This window comes from Candidatus Uabimicrobium helgolandensis, assembly GCF_041508025.1.
Lineage (GTDB): Bacteria > Planctomycetota > Uabimicrobiia > Uabimicrobiales > Uabimicrobiaceae > Uabimicrobium > Uabimicrobium helgolandensis.
In genome coordinates this window covers 2,827,962-2,848,683 of record NZ_CP165719.1, presented here as the reverse complement: position 1 = coordinate 2,848,683, position 20,722 = coordinate 2,827,962, and the positions used below count along the sequence as shown (strand labels likewise).

Sequence of the window (20,722 nt, the reverse complement as noted above, 5' to 3'; positions counted from 1 at the left end):
GTATGGACTCAAGTGAAGGTTACGATACTTATAAAGTATATATAGGTATGATGGCAATATTGTGCATGCTTGCAATGGGATGGCTAGTTTATAATTACTACTCTTACTCTTCATACTCTTCTAGTTTTGAGCTGGGAATTCGCGATTACAAAAAAATAGTGGCTTTGGAAAAAGAAATCCCGCCTTCAGCAGCAAACGAAGACGAAGACGAAGATGAAGAGACTATTCCAGTTATCCAAAAAACATTTACATTTTTCAAGCGTACAGTTCCTGGTATTTCTCCACAGCAAGTTGAAGGACCAGAGCAAGAAAAGGGTAATGAGAACGATATTGACTTTATTGATAGAACTTATACTATTGGTTTCAAGTCAATCAGCCGCGAAAAACTAGCGCGTTATATTTTCTATATTAAAGAGCGTGCTCAATCTCTCAAAGTCAACTTAGTTGTTAAAAATTTAGAGATGTTCAAAGTAGAAAATTCAAAACCATACGATGATTTGTGGAAAGTGGACATGCAGTTTGTACATCGTTTACCGAATACAGAAGAGGAAGACGGATAGTGAATGACGAACAAAAACACCAAGAGGAACGCCAACATTACATGATGGCTTGGTTTTGTAGTGTATTGTTATTTTTCTTACTTGGTGGCTGGTATCTATCTTCGGCGCAAAATGTACTACACATAGCAAATGGTATGTGGGCTATTTTACTTTTTCTTTACGTGATTATAAATGCTAGTTATCACTGTTACTATCAAATACTTCCTTATATGGGAGAAAGGCGTCTTCTTGTCTTTGCAGATTTAGCGTTTATTGTTATTTGTACTTTATTGCAATTTCCAGTTTTTGTAATTCTCGTTCTTATCAATACTCAAATAGCATTAATGCTACTTTCTCTTCGTTTAGAATCTCCATTACCCAAAAAAATGTTTGTAGGTTACTTACTTTTACTTATATTTTTGTGTATGTTGTTAAGTGAATCTTCTCCCTATAAAATGATTTCATTTATAGTGCTTTTTTGTGGAGAATCAATCTTTATTTTAAGTCTTTGGTATGGTTTTGAGTTCTTGTTAAAAAAGCATTACAAATTATGGCAAAACAAATTAAAAGAAATTAAAGAAAATCGCATTCAAGATCACTTTTTGCTACAAAAAGAGTTACGCTCTTTACAAAAAACTTCTAACACTGAAACCAAGAATTACAAGCAATTGCAAAAATCATTAAAGTTATCGAGAAAATTTTTAACACTCTTACAAGATGATAATCAGCAAAGAATTTTTAAAACACTTTCTCAAAAACAAAACTCATTTATTAATATTTTATCCCTTGAAAACAAAGAGCTTGCTACCACAAATACGAAGCAAGTTAGAATAGATGATTTTTTGCACCAGGTACACAATGAATTAAGTGACGAGAAGCAGAGTATTAAAATTCAGTATGATGATAGTGCTCCTGAAGATATGACAATCCCTTTAGAACCATTAGGATCATGGATTTTTTATCAGTGGTTGTTATTCTTTTCTCATGAAGAAGAGATTTTAGTTATTATTTCGCAAGTAGACGACTCTTTGAGTTTTAAAGGTGTAGCGAAGGCAAATATCAAAGATTCATCTACCAATGAAGATACGTGTCCAAAATGTGATAAAAAAGTACGTTCTTTATACAAGATATATAATAAAGATGTTGCATGCTCGCAGTGCTGCCGCAAAATTTTAGAAAGCAGAATAAGAGGTGATGAGTCCGCGGCACTAGATATTGTCAAAAAAATACTAAGCCATTACAAAATAGGTGCGACACAGTGTGGTATATCTAGTTGGGATTACCATGAATATTTTTTCACAATCCAATTAAAAAATGTAGTTCATCATGAATAGACGCAAAAACAAACAAATCCAAACAAAAAAATTTCAAAAATGGTGTAAACGTGTTTGCCAAAGAATTCGAAGTTGTTATTCGTTTACGACAAAAGCGAGTTTGCAACTTCATTTCTTAAAAAATCCGCAAAAAAATCAACCAGGTATTTGCATTGAATATACAACAGAAAGAGTATTTTCTATTGACTCGAATGGTTACGTCGATGAAATTGGTAGAATTTTTGTGGAAGGAGACAATGAGGATATTATATTAAACATAGTTCGTGATGATTATGATTTACTTTGACACTTTTGTTTTCTTTTTACGTCCTCGTTTAATAGTTGTTAGCTCGCGAACAACTACATTAAGCTGTTCAATTTTACAGCTAATTGTATAAATCTGCTCATTATAGTCATCTAAAATATCTTGCAGTTCAATATATCTTTCAATGAGAACAGCTTTTTGCTCTTCAAATTCATCAACCTTTACCATGCGCTTACTTTTAGGCATTTTCTTTAATTTAGCTAAATCAATTTCTTGAGTAAAATCCATTACTTTCTCCTATATGGCTAGCTAAAACTTTTCGAGATGTAAGTCCAAGACTATCAATTTAAACGTAAATCGTTTAAAACGATAACTTTATCTACATTTATTATCATTCTTGAATTGATTCAGGATCCGCGAATAAAAATCAACTTGTATCACGGATTTCTGTCAAATCAAGAATGACCAGTGGTCAAGTAATTGTAAATATTTTTAATTGATCACTTATTTTCTATTCGCCAAATCCCCAAGTGCTTCAAGTCCTTCTTTTATCTTTTCGTCACTTACAGCAAACGAGATTCGGAAATGTGTATCTCTATTACTAAATGCTTTACCTGGAATAATTAACATATTCTTAGCAATCGCAGCTTCGCAAAACTCAGAGGCGGTTCCCCACGGAACTTGTGGAAAAATATAAAATGATCCATTTGGTTTCTCCACGGAAAAGCCTTTGCTTTTTAGGCCTTCGTAGATCATATCTCTTTTGCGTCTATAATCGTTAATATGTGGAGTAATATCAACATCAAAAGCACTATTACAAGCGTGCTGTGCTAATGATGGTGCGCATACAAAAGAAAACTGTTGTAGTGTAATCATTTTCTCCATTAGTTCTTTGCTTCCGGCGGCATAACCCATTCGCCACCCTGTCATTGCATAACTTTTTGAAAAGCCATCTAATAAAATAGTTTTTTCTGGATAATAACTGAAAATCGAATGATAGTTTCCTTCGTATAAAAAAGAACTATAGATTTCATCAGAAATAACAATGATATTATTCTTTCTAGCAATGTCAGCCACTTCTTTTAAGTCTTTTTCATTAAAAAGTACGCCTGTCGGATTCGAAGGACTGTTGACTAAAATGATTTTAGTTTTTTCAGAAATTAGCTCTTCTATTTTTTGCGCTTTTAGTTGGAAATCAGGATATAAATCATAATATTTAGGAATTCCGCCAGCAAGCTCTACTAAATTTTTGTACATCACAAAATAAGGATCAGGAATAATAACTTCATCTCCTGGATTTATTAGTACAAGAAATGAAAGAAGTATTCCGCCAGAAACTCCCGAAGTAACAAAACACTCTTCAGGACATACTTTTCTAGTTTCAGTGATCTTATTTTTGATATTCTCACGTAACTCTGGTATTCCTTGGGTAACAGTATAACTGTTATGCCCTTCGCTTATTGCATTTATAGCGGCTAACTTTATTTTATCGGGAACATCGAAATTTGGTTGACCAATGGAAAAATTAATAGGATCTTCTAAAGAAGCACCAAGGTCAAAAACCTTACGAATACCTGAAGCTGATAGATTTTTTACACGATCTGCAAACATGATTTGTCCCCACATAAATAAATTTTGTGTTTAGGCGTATAGAAATAAATAATGAACTCCTTTTGCTTGACTTTTATCTGTCGTTATTCTCATTTACAGAAATAGACGTTTGCGCGTTCGAGATGTCTAACCGATGAATAAAATTGTGGCGCAAAATCAGATATATTCTTTATTTCCGCACGCCTTAAAAAGAAATTGAGGCACAAAATAAACAATATGGTTATTTTGTGCCTCAAAATAAGAGGCGAATTTTGATTGCGTATAAAAGGGCTGTATTATTTTTTCTTTTTAACAGCACCTGTTTTTGTTTTTGGTAATCCATATACAGATTTGCCTTCTTCCCACCTGCCATCTTTTTGTAAAATAGCTAAGCGTTCGTCTCTTTTTAACACATTACGCATTTTGTTTGCGCCAGTTTTAATGCGTAAGCTTTTATGAATAGTCATGAAAAATACCTCATAAATAATTGTTTCTTAGAGTCTATAGGTAAATTATTATTGGTTTACAGGTCAAACATACCTAGAATTTTTATACCAATGCAATACTATGACTCTTAACTATGTAATATCTAAACGGAAATAGTATTATTTTTTGCCGAGTTTTTCAAGCTTTTTTCCAGCTTTTGCTAAAGTTTCCTCATCTTTACAGAAACAAAACCGTGCATAGTTCTTGGCTAAATGCCGGTGTGCATCACTATAAAAAAAACTCGGGGGAATTGCTGTCACTCCAATCTCTTTAGTAAGATATTCGCAAAAAACAACATCATCAGTAAAATTGTAGTGCTGATGATTGACCATAATGAAGTAAGTTGCTTGTGGTTTACAGATGTATAAATTTTTCTGCTGTAAGCACTCTATAAGTAAATCTCTTTTTTGTTGATAATCTTGTTGCATCTTAATAAAAAAGTCACCGTTTTGTGCTTTTTCAATAGATTTTGCGATGGCATATTGTAAAGGAGTTGCAACAGAAAAAGAAATCCACTGTCTTGCCTCTGATATTGCTTGTATCCACTGATTATCTGCTATGATCCATCCAACTTTCCAGCCCGTTACTCCAAATGTTTTTCCTGCACTAGAAATAGTGATGGTCTTATTTGCCATTCCTTCGATATTTGCCATACGCTTATGTTTTAAACCATCAAAAACCATGTATTCATAAACCTCATCACATACAGCAATCACATCATATTTACAACATAATCTTGCGATAAATTGTAATTCCTCTGTTGAAAATATTTTGCCACAAGGATTGTGCGGAGTATTGATGAATATTAGCTTGGTATTATTGCTAAAAGATTTCTCTAATTCTTCACGACTAAATACCCACTCTTCATTCTCGTAAGTGAGAGGAACATAGAGAGGAGAACCACCAGCCATTTTAACAGCAGTAGGATAAGAATCATAGAAAGGTTCAAAAAGAATAACTTCATCGCCTTCTTCGACAAAAGCCTGACATGTAGCAAAAATAGCTTCCGTTGCTCCTACAGTAATCATTATTTGTTTAGAAGGGTCTATAGAATGCGAAAATTGATTTGCATAAAGATTTGCTAAGCGCTCCGTTAAAATAGGTAATCCATTTCCTGGAGCGTACTGATTTAAGTCTTTTTCTATCGCTTGTTGTGCAAACTCTTTTATAAAGTTCGCGCACGGCATATTGGGAAATCCTTGCCCGAGATTAACAGCATCATATTTATTTGCAAGAGCTGTCATTTGAGCAAAAATAGAGGCTTGTGGGCTACTAACGCGTTTTGCTATTTGCATTTATATGCCTTTACCAATAAAAAAACGGGGAATTTTCCCCGTTTTATTTTGCAATGAATGAATAAAAAGAATTACTTCTTTTTATCTTTTCCTTTTGCTGCTGGGTAGCGGACAACCATTGTGCAGTCACCAAAAAGGTTGCACTGGTCAGCTAACTGTGTACCTTGATCGCGATTTCCATCACCCCAAAGTTTAAGAGCAGCTAAACGCCCAGCCATTTCAAGAGCACCAAAAGTTCTGTGTTTTCTGTTGATGTATGCATTAACAGTTGCAGCTTGTTTATCACAAGGTGGAACCCAAGCTTCGTTTGTAGAAGCTGCTTCAACCGCAACAGCACCACCATTTGGTTGACGTAACCATGCTTCAGCAAAACACTCACGTCTATCAAATTCACCATTAACACATGCAACACTCCAGATAACTGGAAGCATTTCACCGTTACGTAGATTTTTGATGTCAGAGTTGCTAAAACGGCTAGTTACCCAAGAAGTAGCACTTCCGTGACCAATATAACAAATTACGTTTACACCAGACTCTAATGCAGTTGCAACATCAGAAGGTTTTGCAGAATAACCATAAGCTTTGTAATCTTTTTTGTAGCCCATGCCCATAAAACCTTTACCTTCAATAGGTTGCTTCTGACCTTTACTACCACCTCTTAAGATCCAATCCATACGATCTTCATCAGAATGAGGAAAACCTTCATCACTAGCGATACCTAGAACAGAATTGTTCCATACACCAGGCTTTGCAGATTTTTCATAACGAATGATTTTGTCGAATTGAACATCAATTTCTGAAGCGTTGTTACCAGAAATACGAGAAATGAAAGCGTCCTGGTAAACATCGTCACCTTCTAGGCGAACGTATACAGGATCAGAATCAGCGTTTTCGTAAGGTCCTTGTAGAGTAGGAACTTGCGCAATATCACCAACTAGAACTACATAACCAAAACGTTCTTCTTGAAAACGTTGTGCTAAATAGTTTTTGATGTCTTGAGCAGAAGTACTATCCCCTACAGTTTTAACTGTTACTTTAAAACCTTTTGCTTCTTTTGTTGCTTTCCAATCAATGAATGATTGTAGTTCAGCGAAAGCTTCGTATGCAACAACTTCAAGAATTTTGTTATCTTCAGCAGGTACAGAATTGTTGATTCCTGCAGGCTGAGAATAATTCAAGAAAGCGCCGTTGTAAAGAGAAGAAAAGTTTTTAGAAGGAACATTAGAAACAGACAAAGTATTGTTTGCGCTAATTCCATCTGTCTTAATCGCAACTACTGCTTTTTTGATAACGCGCATTTTCATTGTAACGTGATTAACTGTAATTGGCATTACACTAACGCGAACACCACGTACATCACGCATGATGAACTCTTCACCTATAGTGAATTGTTGACCATCTTCTACATAGAAATTGTTTGCATCGTAAACTGGGCCAAATTTATAAGGTACAGTTGCAGGATTAATATCACGAGTTAAGTGTCCTTTAGAAGGAATTACCCAACCAGGAAGATCCACTTCAACTTCTTCAGTTGAAAGAACTTCAAGCTGTGCTACCCCGTTGTTCGCAATCTGAACAAGTTCAGAAATACGTGGTAAGTTAGGGCAATCAGCTTTCATGTGCCAGTTTGCATCAGGAATGATAAATTGAATGCAAAAAGGTTTTTCACCTGTTGGATGTTTAACGTAACCAACATGGTAACCAGGAAGAGTAAGCTCTAATTTTGTTAAATTAGGTGTAGATTTCAATACTTTGATCTGAAGACCTTGTGGTGCATCAGAAGAAAGAGCTTGCCACTCTGCAAATGATACTGAAGAGAAAGCGAAGCATACTACTAGTAGAGTAACTAATAATTTACGTAAACTCATATATTTAGTAACCTCCGAGATGTTTTACCAGTAAAACACTGGCATCTATTTCTAAACACTAGAAACAGAGATTTTAATTTTATTTGTAATATTTTCACATGTCATTTTACTAAAACAACATAAGCAAAAATAATACCTAACTATAAAAAAATAGCAAAAATAACGTTTTTCAGCAACGAAAAAATTTAGATATTTAGAGTGCCTAACCTATCAAATAAACGATAACTATATTTTCTCTATCCCTAAAAAACCGGAGATCCAGGCTATTAATGAAAAATATATAGAAACAAAAAAAGTCGAGACTAAAATAAGTATTTTTTGCGTTTAATGTACTTCTTAGATTTATATTATACATTTCTCATTAAGTGCAAAATGTGCATATTGGTGCAAAAAGTAACAGTATGTGTTACACAATGTAACCACTATAACACTAATGCGGTTTAATCTCTGTACTAAGTGGACTGACAAAAGTCACAGTCGCAAATTTTTAGTATAATGTTTTAATTGATGACAGGTTCTAGTCTTTTTGATATTTTGCAAACCAACCAAGAATGTAAGCGACTTTGCTCATTAAGTAACTTGGGCGTCTAGCAATACCATGCGAAGCTTCAGGAATACGTACCATTGCGCAGTCTATATTTCGTAGTTTTAATGCTTGATAAAATTGCTCTGATTCTGAAATAGGTGTGCGATAGTCTAATTCTCCTGTTAGTAACATTGTAGGAGTTACAACATTTCCAACAAGAGATAATGGAGAACGCTTCATGTAATGTTCAGGATGTTCCCACGGAAAACCTGGAAACCAGTACTTGCAAAAATAATCATAAGCGTCTGCAGTAAGTACAAAGCTATACCAGTTAATTACTGGTTTTGCAACCACTGCTGCGCTAAAACGATTAGTTTTCCCTACAATCCAAGCGCTAAGTACACCACCACCACTTCCTCCAGTTACAAATAAGTTTTTGTCATCCACATAACCCTGATTTATAATAAAATCTACTCCTGACATTAAGTCGTCATAGTCTTCTCCAGGGTAGTTGTGATGAATTAAATTTGCAAATTCGTCACCGTAGCTAGTGCTTCCTCGGGGATTTATGTACAATACAACGTAACCTGCAGCTGCATACAATTGTAATTCCATTGCAAAATGTGGCCCGTAGCTCGCAAAAGGCCCACCATGTATTTCTAAAATAAGTGGGTATTTTTTATTCGGATCAAACTGCGGAGGTTTAACAATCCATCCTTGGATTTTACGTTTATCATGAGAAGATGCAAACCACACCTCTTCTACTTTTCCAAGATTTTTGTGCGCAAGTAAGTCGTCATTCAGATTGGTAATCGCTACTTTTTTATGTGCTAAAGCTAAATCAGCTGGTCGATCAGAACGATTGAGTGTGTAGACAATTGTATTATCTGCTGCAATGGAAAAATCACCGCTAGAATATGGTCTTCCCAGAGATAATCCACCTACATTATCAACAACAGTGGTTATCTTTTCTGTGGATATTTCGAGGTAACCGATTTTGGTCTGTCCCAAGTCATTAAATAAAAAATAAATTCCTTTACCTGCTGCATCCCAAGTTGGTTTGCTGATACTGCGATCTAAGTTTTTGGTGAGATTTTTTTTCGAAGACAGTAAATAAAGATTTGTTATTTGGTAACCTTTGTATTTATCGTCGAAACCGAGATAGGCAATTTCACCAGAGGAGGAAATCGCAGGAGAATAGTCAGGACCTTTGCGCGTTGTTAATTTTTGCGATTTACTGTTCTTGACATCTAACTCGTAGATGTTTGAATGCGAAGGTTCTTCACTGTTTTCATTGTAAGTATAAATAATTTTGTTTTTATTCCACACCAAAGGTCCTTCATGATCGTGTAATTCTGAAGTCAATTGCCTCGCTGTACCTCCAGACGAAGGAACAACAAAAATTTGCTGGCTACCTGGTTGGGCATAACCTCCACCGTCAAATCGATATCGCAAAGAATCAATAAAGATAGGTGCTTTAGCCCATTTTGCGCCTTGTGGTTTTGATGGAAGTTGTATAAAGTTTTTGCGACTTTTTTTTATAAACATCAAAAAAGCGATACTTTTACCATCCGCAGACCAAGAAGCGCTGTGAGGCGAAGAATTTACATGAGTTATTTTTACCGTTTTTCCGTCGTCTAGCCATTTGACGTATAACTGAGTAGATTTTTTTTCTGTTGCTGTATATAACAAACGCTTGCCATCAGGAGACCATCGTGGTGAATGGGTATTTTTTGGTAAAAGAGGTAGGTTTTTTTGAGTAGCTATATCAACTGTCCATATTTGAGTTACCTTTCGATCATTCATTATGTCCATGGAGTTATGTGTGTAAGCCACGGTTTTTCCGTCGGGGGATATTTGAGGATCGGAAGCATATTCTAATTCGAAAACATCTAAAAGTTGTAATGTGTTTTGACTCTGATCAGCGTATACAGATATAAAAAAAAATAAAGATAAAATACAATAAATTCTTTTCATTTTTGACTTTCTAAATGTAGGAGATACAATACTTTTAGCTGGTTATTTAAAATCTAGTGTTCGGCAAGGATATCGCCATTTCACGTAAGGCAAGTAGTTTGCCAATAGAACAATCTTTTGCAAAACGGTAGTGGAGAATACATGGAAGATATTTTATATTTTTTAGGTGTAGAGGATTTAGACTCTCTACACGAGAGTAAAAAAAAATTATCCAAGCTTAACGAAGATGATCATTTTATCGTGCACAATGTGATCGACAAATGGGAAGATGAGCAAGCCATTGCAAATATTTTACTTTATCCAGATATAATAGATGAAAGTTATCGTTGGCAGACAATTGAAAAGGGTCTTGAGTCATATTCTAATCCTTATTATATACTAGCTGCTATATATGGGCTACAAAATTTGAAATCAGTCCCTAATTCATACCAAGAAAAATACTTTTCGCGCATTTTGCGGTTTTGTGAAACGAAGACCGATACATTAGCTGTTTGCGCTTCGGTAACTGCCACTTTTTTGGCAACAGAGGAAAATAGTTACTTACTTGCCGAAATATACCCTGTTTTTAATGACAATGTCAATCATAATTTTGTTAACCACTTTGTACAGAAATACGATATAGCGCAAATTAAAGCTTTTGCTAAAAAAGCTGGCTTGCCTTGGGGAACGAAACGACTTTTTATTAAAGAATGTACAAAAGCAAAGCGTAATTCTACACCTTTGGTAAAAGCAAAAATTCCTAATTTAAAAGACGCTTAAACCAAATTTATAATAGAGAACATAACATTATCAAATCATATACAAGAGGAGAAATAAAATGGGATATAATGAAAATTTCTTAGGTGACTATAATATTCATCTTCCTAAACTAGGTAGTCAATCACTTGAAGATTCGGTAGAAAAAGGAAATGCTTTTGATTATACACATTTTTCAATAGTGATGAATCGTGTACGAAAATTAGCAACATACACAGCGCATAATATAGATGGTAAGAATTTAAAGTCAGTACCGCGAAATGGTAAGTGGTCTTTGGATCCAAGAGTCGGAGACAATCAAACTGGTAACGAAGCGTATTCACGTAACCCTTGGGATAGGGGACACCTAGTACGTAGAACTGCTGTTGCTTGGGGAGACTCCGCGTCGAAGGCAAGTAGTGATACTTTTTATTTTACAAATGCTGCTCCACAGCACGAAAACTTTAATCAAGATGAGTGGTTAGAATTAGAAAATTGGCTTCTCGCTAAAGCAGATCAAAGCAATGCGCGAATGTGTGTATTTACAGGTCCCATTTTTCAAGAAAGCGATCAGAAATACCGCGACATTTTCATTCCCACAGCTTTTTGGAAAGTAATTGTATTAAAAAAACCGCAAGGAGGTTTGTCCTCTGTCGCATTTTTGATGAAACAAGACGAGATGTGGGATGATAAAAATGGTAAGAAATTCTTAAACCTAACTCTTTATCAAGTAGCTGTTTCTCTTATTGAAGAACTCGCAGATCTCAGTTTTACTTTTGAATTAGGAGAACAAATACCAGTCCAATCCTCAACTGAAAGCGATCTAAAACGGTTTGACCCTCTCGCTAATTTTATAAGCGAAAATAAACAACAACCATGGCCAGTGATTAAAACTAAAGATGATATTGTAGTTTAAATAGCTGTGAAAACTTTTTTTATGTGGGTTGTAAAACGAAACGATGTTATTTTTTTGAGATAAAAGTCTTGGAACTATTGTAGACACAAAAATATAGGGGCACAGATGAAACTTTCTAAATCACTTTTATTAATTGCCATTTTTGTAAGTAGCTTATATTCTCAGCCCTTTAGTCATCAAGATCATTTAAGAGGTGCTATCACAAAAGAACGAAAATGGTGGGACTTACAGTATTATCACTTACAAGTTACTGTTAACCCACAACAAAAGTATATTTCAGGTACCAATCTAATTCGCTATAAAGTTATTTCTTCACATAACGAATTACAATTAGAAATGCAAGAACCAATGGAGATACTGAGTGTTTATCAAGATGACCAAAAACTTGATGTGCGCAAAGATGGTTATTCGCATTTTATTCAACTCACAAAAAAGCAAGTTGTAGGTGCTGTAAACGAAGTTGTCGTTGAATATGCAGGGAATCCACTTGTGAGTAAAATGCCTCCTTGGCAAGGTGGAATTACTTGGACAAAAGATGACAATGGTAATTTTTTTATTGCTAGTTCATGCCAGGGAGAAGGAGCAAGTATTTGGTGGCCGAATAAGGATCATCCTTATGATGAAGTAGATAGTATGCGGATAAGCGTCACTGTACCTGAAGATCTAACAGATGTATCGAACGGACGTTTAGAAAAAGTAGATCACAATAAACAACAAAAAACAAAAACATTCCACTGGTATGTATCTAACCCCATAAATAGCTACGGTGTTAACATAAACATTGGTGATTATGCTCATTTTTCAGAAAAATACAATGGTGAAAAAGGAGTACTTGATTGTGATTACTACGTTTTATCTTACAACTTAGACAAAGCCAAAAAACATTTTGCTGAAGTACCGCGAATGTTAAAAGCTTTTGAACATTGGTTTGGTCCATACCCTTTTTATGAAGATGGCTATAAACTAGTGGAAGCTCCTTATCTTGGAATGGAGCATCAGAGTTCTGTTACTTATGGAAATGGTTATCAAAATGGCTATCTTGGTATGGATTTAAGTAAATCAGGGTGGGGATTAAAATTTGATTTTATCATTATACATGAAAGTGGCCATGAATGGTTTGCTAACAGTATTACTAGTTCTGATGTTGCTGATTTATGGCTTCATGAAAGTTTTACCAATTATTCGGAGAATCTATTTTTAGATTATTATTACGGTAAAAAAGCAAGTTCGGATTATGTTATTGGGACGAGAATAAATATTGGCAATCGCAAACCTATTATTGGTCCTTATAATGTAAATAAGACTGGTGAAGATATATACTACAAAGGTGCAAACCTGTTACATACTATCCGTCAGTTGATTGATGATGATGAAAAGTGGCGGGAAATTCTTCGCGGTTTAAATCGAAAATTTTACCATAAAATTGTCAGTACTCAAGAAATTGAATCCTATATTAATGAAAATACAAAAGTAAATTTGCGACGCATTTTTGACCAATACTTGCGTAGTACTCAAATTCCAAATTTAGAGTACTATACACGCCAAAATAAACTATTTTACCGATGGACAAATGCCGTTGACAAATTTGATATGCCAGTCAAAGTTTCATTTGGTACAGAAAAGCAAGTATGGTTATATCCTAGTACATCTTGGCGCGAAACAAGAATACCGAAATCGTTTAAAAAACTAAGGATAGATCGCAACTTTTACGTTTCTACGCAAAATTTACTAGAAGAAAACTAGAGTGTGTCGACATTTAAAATTTGAAATCGATCCCGATCCCATTGCGGGCCGGGATCGAAAACCCCATGTTCACTGATTAATATCTATTATTTTGTTTATTTTTCTAAATGTCGACACGTCCTAATAGTTTTAGATAAAATGAGCCAGGAAGCAACGAATTTTTCTGGCTCGTACTCATCTCTTCCAATCAATATTCTCACCTGATAAATTTACTTCACTTGGCATTAGTTAGTTAGGGCCTGTCCTCATTTAAATAAAAAAACGTGACCTTGACCGTAATTGTTGTCGTTATTGTAGTCGAATATTATAAAATTTTGGAGAGCATAGAAACAATACGAGTTAACAAAAGTTGCGTCAGAAAAAAATTTTATTGTTGACCCTAACGTAACGTCATGGGCTATAGTTTTTTGTGGAGGGAAAATAATGCTGTACAAAGTAAAAGAAGTTGCTGAGATGACAGGGATAACAGTGAGGACTCTTCATCACTATGATCGTATAGAGTTACTTATTCCTGAACAAAGTTCGCGCGCTGGCTATAGATTGTATAGCCAAAAAAATTTAGAACGGTTGCAACAGATTCTATTTTTCAAGGAAATCGATTTTTCTCTAGGTGATATTAAAGAAATACTCGATTCTCCAAATTTCGATCGTAGAAGAGCGTTAGGGATGCATAAACAACTTCTTCTTGAGAAAAAAAAACGCTTGAATTGCATCTTAAAAACAATAGACAAAACGTTGCTATCTTTAACAGATAATGTTGTGTTAAAAGAACATCTTTTTCAAGGATTTGATATGAATATGATTGAGGAACACAAAACGAAATATGCGCAAGAAGTACGCGAAAAATGGGGAAAATCTAAAGCATACAAGGAATGCGAACAAAGAACATCCAAATATAATAAAAAGGATTGGGAAGATATCCAATCGCAACTCACAGGTCTTTATCAGAAAATAGCTGATAACATAAACAAAGGCCCTGATGATTTAGAGGTTCAGCGGACAGTTGAGCAACTACAGAATAGTTTCAATAAATACTTTTATGAATGTACAACCGAAATATTTCGTGGTTTAGGCAAGATGTATGTTAGCGATCGACGTTTTGCTGTTTATTTCGAAAATATTCATCCTGATTTAGCCATTTTTTTAAATGAAGCAATTACAATTTATTGCGAAAAATAAGGTGAAAATTTCTAGGGCGTGTCATCATTCAATACAGATAAAAATATAACGGATTCATTTAATGATACGCCAGTAGTATTGAGCCCGAGCCCGTTTGCGAGCCCGCGCCCGAAAAGTTTTTGAGAGCGACAGAAAGTGATTTATTGGTTCAATACTAGTTTTTTGCGATGGAAAAAGAAACTTTGCTTCTTTGATAAATTGTTAGTGAAAGTTTCGGAAACGGGCTCGGGCTCGAAAAAACACACAATATTTTAAATGATGACACGCCCTATAACCTAACTCAAGTTGTTACCTATTTATAAACAATCGCATTTTCTACACTTTTGTAGGTAGCAACTTGGGTTATTTATATTGTTGTTAATGCGAGATTGTAGTCTCTATTTTTGTTGCTAAAGCAGCATTATTATAGCTATTCTTTTAAGTGTCGAGATGTTCTAATCAATAACAAATTCGCCATCAATTAAAACTTTATTACTTTTTGGTTGTAATAATTGATATAGATAATGACGATCAGATTGTTCTTTAAGCTCTAAAGTGTATGTTTGATTAGGAAAAGCAGGACGAACTATTGTTCCACTAAATTTTTCGAGATTTTTTTGTAGATGGTTTCGCAGCAATGACTCTATTTGAGAAAGAAGTCCAAGCCCTGGGTTAATACGTCTTTTGAAACCAACAACTTGGGCAACACCGTCTATTTGATGTAAAGGGTTGTAGTCACCGTTTAATGCTGCAAAGTCTACGAGCTTTGCATCATTCATTGTTAGTACATCTAGTTTTTCGCCTTGCAAGTCTTTATATTCTAAGCGCGGTATTTTTTCATTGTTTCCTTTGACGGTATTACCTCTAACTAAAAGAGAAATACTAGCTTGATTTAAGCACTTATCTTCTTTGGAAATACTGATTTGCGAGGTAAATATTTGACCTTTATCAGTTTGGACAATTTCAGTGGGCATTACTTTCGCACCTAAGAGTTTTGTCGTAGCCAAATCTACAGAACTTTTTTTATCAAAACAAACGCTAAATACAGTGACTCTAGTGAAGTCAATACCCCATTCAGGTGTTTGTAACAGTTGTAGACATTCTTCTAGGAAGCCGCTATTGACTGGAAAAGTAATGCTTCCTTGTGCCTCGCCTCCACACAACTCTTTAAATTTTGTGAGTTTTTCTTTTGTCAGTTCTAAATTACCGAGCACCACACTTTGATTAATAATTGCTGTTTCTATTGATGTCGATCCCACTGTTTTCAGCTGACCCAGTTTAGGGTCGTAGTTATACTTCATTTTCAAACAATTATTTCCATCAACAAGAGAACGTCCAAAATAAATAGTTTGTTCAATAAAGCCTTCTGTGCTTATTGAGAATTCGATATCTTGGCGATTGCGTTTATAAATACGTACAGAGACAAGAGAACCTTCTTCGTTAGTAGTAGTAACCAAGCGATCGTGTTTTTTGTAGTGAGGCCATAACATGTTGGTCAATAAATTGCCATATATTTTCTTTTGGCGGTTCCAATTATATAGCGGTTTGCCGATAAGTGGGAAACGATGACTTTTAGCAATAATAGGCATTAGACGCGCCATTTTTTTAGGTATCATTGCCGCATTACCTAAGAATAAATGTGTTGCTGGTTTGGCTGATTTTCCGCCTACAAATGCCAGGGCTAGTGTCCCAGATAAACGGCGCACAATTTTTTCGAAAATAAAAGCAGAACGCGTCATAATAACTTGTTTATTCGAACCTTTGTTTAAACGCTTAACATGAAAGTTTATAAATTTTTGTTCGTTTAGCGACACAAAACGCTTAATGTTACCGCGAATAGCTGCTTCTTCAACACATCCATTTAACATCCAAGGAACAGATAAGGCTCCACCATGTATTTGTTTAGTAAAAATATCACTAAAATTATTGTCCTTTTTACAAAGTAAATCATAAAACATCAAAGCTTGCATCAACTCTCTTGTTTCATCTGCTTCGAAAACATCAATGCCAAAGCGCTTAGCTTCGCGAAAAGCAGCTCTTAACATAGGAGTGTCCATTGAGGATGTTGCGGTAATTCCTCCTACATTAGCTGATACTTTTAGCTTCTCATTACCATAAGCTTCTGCAACATAGTATTTACCAAAAAGGTTTGCCGCAGCATAACTGCAACCTTGAAAGCTACAAATAGTGTTAGTCCAGTAGCGCGCATCCTTTTCAGCTATCGATGATCCGTACCATCTTTGTTTTGTTGTTTTGCGTAGTGTTTTACTTGCGACGCCTAGAGGTTGGTTATATGTGTTAAGAGCTTTTTGGGCTTCTTCCTCTGAGATTTCTGCTATTACAGAAGGAGAGATATAACAAGAAATAGAAGCTAAACACTCATGTATCTTACGCAAAATGCCTTCCTGGGCTACAGATAATCGAAGTTCTTGGCCTTTGCCACCGCGATAAGCTAAAATACCCAAGTGCACCTTGTCATTTTCTGCGAATTTTCTTATGGTTTCCGAAATTTCATTGGTTTGTGTGAGTAAATCCATGCCAGAAGAAGCGTAGTGTAGTTCGCCGCAAAATTCGCCTGCTTGTTCAACTATGTGTTCTACTTTCTTGGTGTGTGTCGTTAAAACGCTGGCACCTGCTTGAAGTAGTGCATAAATAGGACTGAGTTCTGCCGTACCTCCAAGAAGCACAAATTTTTTGCCTTGAAGATTAATATAGCCATTATTATTTTTGTAAGCGTATTCAGCAATAGTTTTTAACGCAAAAGCAGCTTCACTACTAAGAGTGTTTTCCTGTTGTAATTTATCGACAAATGAGAGAACTTCATCTTCTTTATTATAAATCTTGCCATCATATGAAAATGCCAACTCATAGCCTTTGTGGTTTTGCATCCAAGGGTAACGAACAACAGAGAGTGGCAAAGGCTCGCAACTTTTTTTCATATATTCAGCAAAAGAGGTCGTGTTTTCCCCTTCGACAAATAAAAAATTATTGTACATATCATCTAGAATGAATTGTGCAATTTGTTGTCTCTCTTCTGAAGTCGCTCTATGTATCTCAAATTGAGATAAATACTCGACGTATTTTTTAGCAAATAATTTTGCATCTTGGGGTGCTTGATATTCAGAAAATGCATTTGGAAAATTAGTATAACTTTTTTGGATAATTTGGTACACTACTTTTGATGCACTGGGTATTGGTAATTGTATTCCCCTTGTAGCCATGATAAACCTCTTAAAAAGAAAAAATGGGGGATTTCGATTAGCTTAGGGACATTGTTATAATAGGCCCTAAATGTGATATTTTAGGACAGAAAGACTATGGAGACAAATATAAAAAACAATAAATTGATAGAAGAAGTATCTGACCAAGTAAAAAACGACTTAATTCAAGCGATTGAAAAGATCACCCCGTGGTTTTTTAGCGCCCTACATACTTTTTATTATCAAATGACACCAAAAAATGAACAAATAGATCACCTACATACTATAATTTCATTGAAACAAACAAATGTTCCTGCTGCAACATTGCAAAGCGCAGACGGTAGCAAAATTACTTACATAAGTGTGCGCAGTCACGCCAATCAGTTCTTGGAAGCACTTGAATCTTTAGCTGATCATAATATCCGCGGTGCTACCATGCATACTAGCCGCGAAGGAGACTACTTAGCACTACATACTTTTTTTACTGCAACCTCTGCTTTAGACAAAAGTGACCCTAAAAATGCAGAGACTCTTAGTCAAATTCGCGAATTATTATCCGACATGCCAGAAGAGAAAAAGCAACGCGCTGAAAAATTTATTAATGGCGTTGATTCTCAGTATTTAATGCGCTATGACAGTCCACGTCTTTATGCTCACATTTTATTCTTTATGGAAATTAAAGACTATGAAACGGTTTTTAATTTAGATAATGATCGCGATGAGCAGTATACGCGCATTTCTCTTTGCACAATCAACCCTCCTGCGACAGGTTATCTTTATCAAGTTGCGAAAATTTTTCATTTGCATGAAGTTGAAGTAAATCGCATGTACGTGAATATTATCGAGCTAGATGACAATGAAGAAGTTGTTTTTATTACCGCTTATGGGCGAGATAAAAATGGAGAAAAAATCAGCACTGACTCGGTTTTATGGCAAAGAATGCGTCTTGCGATTAAAGCTGTTAAGTGGGTTGTTGAAGATGAAATTTCAACTCTTGCAAAAGTGGAAGAAAAAACTTTTAGTGTTCGCAAGGTAAACTTGATTCGCGCTATGGCGGTTTTTGTGCATCAATTTTTGTCTAAAGTAGAAAAAGAACGTTATACTTACGAGGTGGTTAAGAAGTCATTTTTACGACATGCAAAAATTACCGAACTACTTACTGATTACTTTTACATAAAGTTTAATCCAACCACAAAAGATACTTGCCCTCATTGTGGAACTTCTTCTGATAAACGCAATTTAGATATGGAGAATATTCGCAAAAAACTTACCGAACTAATGCGGCAGTTAATGCGTTTTGTCGATAAAGAGGTTTTTAATGCAGCACTTAGTTTTGTCGACAATATACTCAAGACAAATTATTTTATTGAAGATAGCATTGGGTTAGCATTTCGAATGGATCCAGAAGTTCTCGATAGTAATCTCTATGAAACCAAACCATTTGGTTTTTTCTTCTTCTTTGGTCGTGGTTACAAAGGCTACCATATCCGCTTTGAAGACATGTCGCGTGGAGGTTTAAGAATCGTTCGTTCAAGAGATAGTGAACATTATGACTTAGAATCTACGCGCGTTTTTGATGAAGTTTACGGATTGAGTAGTGCGCAACAGCTAAAAAACAAAGATATTCCAGAAGGTGGTTCAAAGGGAATTCTTTTATTGCAACCAGGAGCGGATGTTAAACAAAGTGTTGAGTGTGCTATCGATTCTTTACTCGATTTGCTTATCACTGACGAAAAAGAGAACCTCCATCCACGTATTGTCGACTACTATAGTAAAGAAGAAATTATATACTTGGGCCCAGATGAAAACGTTACAGATGATCGCATTAATTGGATTGTTCAACGCGCAAAAAATCGCAATTATAAATATCCAAATGCTTTTATGTCCAGTAAACCAGGAGTTGGTATCAATCATAAAGAATATGGTGTAACTTCTCACGGAGTTAATGTTTATGTTGAAGCTTGTCTCTACTATTTAAAAATAGATCCGCAAACAGAATCATTTACAGTTAGAATGATTGGTGGACCCGATGGAGACGTTGCAGGAAACGAATTGAAAATATTAATTAGTTCTTATCCGCAAGTAAAAATTGTTGCTATTTCTGATGGTGGTGGAGCAGCATATGATGTAAAAGGGCTTAATCATCAAGAACTTCTTCGTTTAGTTGAAGAATCAAAATCAATTACAGAATTCAAATCTTCACTGTTGTCTAAACACCCTCAGAACTTTGTTGTAAATGCTAATACAATTGAAGGTAGGCAAACGAGAGATGAATTACAAGTGAGTAATCGCATAAAAACCGACCTTCTTATACCTGCAGGTGGAAGACCAAATACGATTAATATTGATAACTGGCAATTGTCTTTAGATGAGAAAAATGTACCTGTTTTTAATGCTGTTGTTGAGGGAGCAAACTTATTTCTTACCAACGAAGCACGGTATAAACTAGAAGAAATGGGTGTTGTTGTTATCAAAGATAGTTCAGCGAATAAAGGTGGAGTTATATGCTCTTCTTATGAAATTATTGCCAGCCTTATACTAAGCGAAAAAGAGTTTCTGGATATCAAAGATCAATATGTTACTGAAGTTATCGATATTTTGGAAGAAAAAGCACGCAAAGAGTCAAAATTACTCTTTCGCGAATATAAAATGAAAAAGATACCACTAACAACACTATCTTCTCAAATCAGTATTGAGATAAATGAACTTACTGATATCTTAAAATCATATATTCGTAAGGATATGAAGGAATCAAATAAAGTAGACCGTTATCAAAAGTTATTGAAATCGCATTGCCCACCAATTCTTGCTGAAAAGTACTCCGAGCGTATTATTGAGAGTATTCCTGAAGAGCACCAGTTGTCTATATTAGCTAGCCAAATAGCAAGCCACATTATTTATCGCGAAGGCTTGGGATGGGTAAAAAGTGTCAATTACAATGATATTCCTCGTTTAGTCGATGTTTATCTTGACCAAGATTCGTTAGTTATTGATTATATTAGCCGAATTTTGGCTTCCGATTTACCAGGAAAAGAAGTGATTGCCAAAATCCTCGATCGTAATGCTCGTAAGGAGTTAACACGAGAAGCTTTACACGAAACAGAGTAATAA

The 20,722-nt window shown here is 35.2% G+C and carries 15 protein-coding genes; 8 read left to right on the top strand and 7 right to left on the bottom strand.

Annotated features, from left to right (window positions below; translation table 11 throughout):
- Nucleotides 1-2 precede the first annotated feature (2 nt).
- From UABHE_RS10345 to UABHE_RS10335, 3 genes are read left to right on the top strand one after another with little or no spacing between them, the layout of a single operon-like run.
- A complete protein-coding gene (locus tag UABHE_RS10345) occupies nt 3-560 on the top strand; it encodes a hypothetical protein (protein WP_372370191.1) in 558 nt (185 codons plus the stop codon).
- Entirely contained in the window at nt 560-1,873 is a 1,314-nt protein-coding gene (locus UABHE_RS10340) for a hypothetical protein (RefSeq protein WP_372370190.1), read from the top strand. The genes UABHE_RS10345 and UABHE_RS10340 overlap by 1 nt, the downstream gene beginning before the upstream one ends.
- Complete coding sequence (locus tag UABHE_RS10335) at nt 1,866-2,159, top strand: hypothetical protein (RefSeq protein ID WP_372370189.1); 294 nt, start codon at nt 1,866-1,868, stop codon at nt 2,157-2,159. Before UABHE_RS10340 ends, UABHE_RS10335 begins: the two co-directional genes overlap by 8 nt.
- On the opposite strand, the gene UABHE_RS10330 is transcribed toward UABHE_RS10335, so the two are convergent.
- From UABHE_RS10330 to UABHE_RS10305, 6 genes are all read right to left on the bottom strand, one after another.
- Nucleotides 2,151-2,405 (bottom strand): hypothetical protein, encoded by a 255-nt coding sequence (locus tag UABHE_RS10330; protein WP_372370188.1) that lies wholly within the window; start codon nt 2,403-2,405, stop codon nt 2,151-2,153. The genes UABHE_RS10335 and UABHE_RS10330 overlap by 9 nt on opposite strands.
- A 216-nt stretch (nt 2,406-2,621) precedes the next feature.
- Nucleotides 2,622-3,728, bottom strand: coding sequence for a pyridoxal phosphate-dependent aminotransferase (locus UABHE_RS10325; RefSeq protein ID WP_372370187.1), 1,107 nt, complete (start codon nt 3,726-3,728; stop codon nt 2,622-2,624).
- A gap of 275 nt (nt 3,729-4,003) precedes the next feature.
- The gene (locus UABHE_RS10320) at nt 4,004-4,174 is read right to left on the bottom strand and encodes a small basic protein (RefSeq protein WP_372370186.1); all 171 of its coding nucleotides are present in this window, start codon (nt 4,172-4,174) and stop codon (nt 4,004-4,006) included.
- Nucleotides 4,175-4,312: 138 nt separating this feature from the next.
- Nucleotides 4,313-5,488 carry a pyridoxal phosphate-dependent aminotransferase gene (locus UABHE_RS10315; protein WP_372370185.1) on the bottom strand — a complete coding sequence of 392 codons (1,176 nt, stop codon included), beginning with the start codon at nt 5,486-5,488 and terminating at the stop codon, nt 4,313-4,315.
- A gap of 71 nt (nt 5,489-5,559) precedes the next feature.
- Nucleotides 5,560-7,356 (bottom strand): C25 family cysteine peptidase, encoded by a 1,797-nt coding sequence (locus UABHE_RS10310; RefSeq protein ID WP_372370184.1) that lies wholly within the window; start codon nt 7,354-7,356, stop codon nt 5,560-5,562.
- 517 nt (nt 7,357-7,873) lie between these two features.
- Nucleotides 7,874-9,859 (bottom strand): prolyl oligopeptidase family serine peptidase, encoded by a 1,986-nt coding sequence (locus tag UABHE_RS10305; RefSeq protein WP_372370183.1) that lies wholly within the window; start codon nt 9,857-9,859, stop codon nt 7,874-7,876.
- Nucleotides 9,860-10,000: 141 nt separating this feature from the next.
- Between UABHE_RS10305 and UABHE_RS10300 the strand changes: the two genes are divergently transcribed.
- From UABHE_RS10300 to UABHE_RS10285, 4 genes are all read left to right on the top strand, one after another.
- A complete protein-coding gene (locus UABHE_RS10300; protein WP_372370182.1) occupies nt 10,001-10,618 on the top strand; it encodes a hypothetical protein in 618 nt (205 codons plus the stop codon).
- Between the two features lie 58 nt (nt 10,619-10,676).
- On the top strand, nt 10,677-11,510 hold the full coding sequence (locus UABHE_RS10295; protein WP_372370181.1) for a DNA/RNA non-specific endonuclease: 834 nt from the start codon (nt 10,677-10,679) through the stop codon (nt 11,508-11,510).
- 105 nt (nt 11,511-11,615) lie between these two features.
- Entirely contained in the window at nt 11,616-13,253 is a 1,638-nt protein-coding gene (locus UABHE_RS10290; protein WP_372370180.1) for a M1 family metallopeptidase, read from the top strand.
- Nucleotides 13,254-13,676: 423 nt separating this feature from the next.
- A complete protein-coding gene (locus UABHE_RS10285) occupies nt 13,677-14,432 on the top strand; it encodes a MerR family transcriptional regulator (protein ID WP_372370179.1) in 756 nt (251 codons plus the stop codon).
- A 434-nt stretch (nt 14,433-14,866) separates the two neighbouring features.
- Here the strand turns inward: UABHE_RS10285 and UABHE_RS10280 are convergent, their stop codons facing one another.
- Entirely contained in the window at nt 14,867-17,632 is a 2,766-nt protein-coding gene (locus UABHE_RS10280; protein ID WP_372370177.1) for a MaoC/PaaZ C-terminal domain-containing protein, read from the bottom strand.
- 96 nt (nt 17,633-17,728) lie between these two features.
- Here UABHE_RS10280 and UABHE_RS10275 point away from each other — a divergent pair, with 96 nt between their 5' ends.
- Nucleotides 17,729-20,719, top strand: coding sequence for an NAD-glutamate dehydrogenase domain-containing protein (locus tag UABHE_RS10275; protein ID WP_372370176.1), 2,991 nt, complete (start codon nt 17,729-17,731; stop codon nt 20,717-20,719).
- The last annotated feature ends 3 nt before the right edge of the window (nt 20,720-20,722 follow it).

Bases quoted from the DNA above. Each gene is read 5' to 3' on its own strand.
- UABHE_RS10290 (WP_372370180.1), top strand. From the start codon at position 11,616: ATGAAACTTTCTAAATCACTTTTATTAATTGCCATTTTTGTAAGTAGC.
- UABHE_RS10315 (WP_372370185.1), bottom strand. From the start codon at position 5,488: ATGCAAATAGCAAAACGCGTTAGTAGCCCACAAGCCTCTATTTTTGCT.
- UABHE_RS10325 (WP_372370187.1), bottom strand. From the start codon at position 3,728: ATGTTTGCAGATCGTGTAAAAAATCTATCAGCTTCAGGTATTCGTAAG.
- UABHE_RS10275 (WP_372370176.1), top strand. From the start codon at position 17,729: ATGGAGACAAATATAAAAAACAATAAATTGATAGAAGAAGTATCTGAC.
- UABHE_RS10330 (WP_372370188.1), bottom strand. From the start codon at position 2,405: ATGGATTTTACTCAAGAAATTGATTTAGCTAAATTAAAGAAAATGCCT.
- UABHE_RS10305 (WP_372370183.1), bottom strand. From the start codon at position 9,859: ATGAAAAGAATTTATTGTATTTTATCTTTATTTTTTTTTATATCTGTA.
- UABHE_RS10320 (WP_372370186.1), bottom strand. From the start codon at position 4,174: ATGACTATTCATAAAAGCTTACGCATTAAAACTGGCGCAAACAAAATG.
- UABHE_RS10280 (WP_372370177.1), bottom strand. From the start codon at position 17,632: ATGGCTACAAGGGGAATACAATTACCAATACCCAGTGCATCAAAAGTA.
- UABHE_RS10335 (WP_372370189.1), top strand. From the start codon at position 1,866: ATGAATAGACGCAAAAACAAACAAATCCAAACAAAAAAATTTCAAAAA.
- UABHE_RS10310 (WP_372370184.1), bottom strand. From the start codon at position 7,356: ATGAGTTTACGTAAATTATTAGTTACTCTACTAGTAGTATGCTTCGCT.
- UABHE_RS10285 (WP_372370179.1), top strand. From the start codon at position 13,677: ATGCTGTACAAAGTAAAAGAAGTTGCTGAGATGACAGGGATAACAGTG.
- UABHE_RS10295 (WP_372370181.1), top strand. From the start codon at position 10,677: ATGGGATATAATGAAAATTTCTTAGGTGACTATAATATTCATCTTCCT.
- UABHE_RS10345 (WP_372370191.1), top strand. From the start codon at position 3: ATGGACTCAAGTGAAGGTTACGATACTTATAAAGTATATATAGGTATG.
- UABHE_RS10300 (WP_372370182.1), top strand. From the start codon at position 10,001: ATGGAAGATATTTTATATTTTTTAGGTGTAGAGGATTTAGACTCTCTA.